Origin of the sequence: Actinoplanes sp. NPDC051861 (assembly GCF_040681145.1) — a bacterium.
In the GTDB taxonomy this organism is placed as follows: Bacteria; Actinomycetota; Actinomycetes; order Mycobacteriales; family Micromonosporaceae; genus Actinoplanes.
Map to the genome: position 1 here is coordinate 1 of NZ_JBFAYE010000052.1, position 1,084 is coordinate 1,084.

Annotated in this window: 1 protein-coding gene; it reads left to right on the forward strand. The window is 67.1% G+C overall.

Translation table 11 applies throughout. The features are described 5' to 3' along the window. Positions 1-109 precede the first annotated feature (109 nt). A complete protein-coding gene (locus tag AB0M02_RS46740) occupies positions 110-1,063 on the forward strand; it encodes an IS481 family transposase (protein WP_364238997.1) in 954 nt (317 codons plus the stop codon). Positions 1,064-1,084 lie beyond the last annotated feature (21 nt).

A 1,084-nucleotide genomic window follows, 5' to 3' on the forward strand; every position in this document is an offset into this window, starting at 1 on the left:
TGTACTGACCACGGAGGTTGTTGACGTTCGGCGTGGTGCCTTGATCAGAGAGGAGACCTCCGGAAGGAGTGGCGGTGCTTGACGTCGCCGTTCTAATCCGGAGGTCTCGGTGGGACACGCTAACGCCCGTACGACGGTTTATGCCCGTAGGTTGCTCGTTGAGCGTGTCTTGGCCGGGCATCGCCCGGGTGAGGTGGCTAAGCAACTGGGGGTCAGCCGGCAGACCGTGTACAAGTGGGTACGCCGGTTCCGCGCCGAGGGTGAGCAAGGTTTGGTGGATCGCTGTTCGCGGCCACACCGGCTTGCCCGGCTGACGTCGCCGGAGCTGACCGCGCGGATCGTCGCGGCCCGGGTTGCCGAGCATGCCGGTCCGGTGCGCCTGGCCGGCATGCTGGGCCTGCCGGCCTCGACCATCGGTGCGGTGATCCACCGGGCCGGATTGCCGCGGCTGGCCGATGTCGACCGGCTCACCGGCGAGTTGCTGCGCGGGCGCAGGCACAGCGAGCGCCGCTACGAACGTGAGCATCCGGGTGAATTGCTGCACGTGGACGTTAAGAAACTCGGCCGGGTGCCGGACGGCGGCGGCTGGCGCTTGCACGGGCGCAGCGAGCAGGTCCGCGGGCGGGGTATCGGTTTCGACTTCGTACACGTCGCCGTCGACGACCACTCCCGGCTGGCCTACGCCGAAGTCCTCGACGACGAGAGGACCGGCACCTGTGCCGGTTTCCTGACCCGCGCCGCGGCCTGGTTCGCAGAACGAGGCGTACTCGTGCAGCGGGTGCTGACCGACAACGCCAAGAGCTACCGCATCGGCCAGGCCTGGATCACCGCATGCCAGCAATTGGACATCGCTCGCCGATTCATCCAGCCCGGCCGGCCCTGGACCAACGGCAAAGCCGAACGGTTCAACCGCACCCTGCAGACAGAGTGGGCCTACGCCCGGGCCTGGAACAGCAACCAGCACCGCACCCAGGCCCTGGACACCTGGCTCGACTACTACAACACTGCACGCAGCCACTCAGCCCTCGGAGGACACCCACCGATCACTCGACTGGCCGTGTGAACAACGTCTTCGGTCACAACA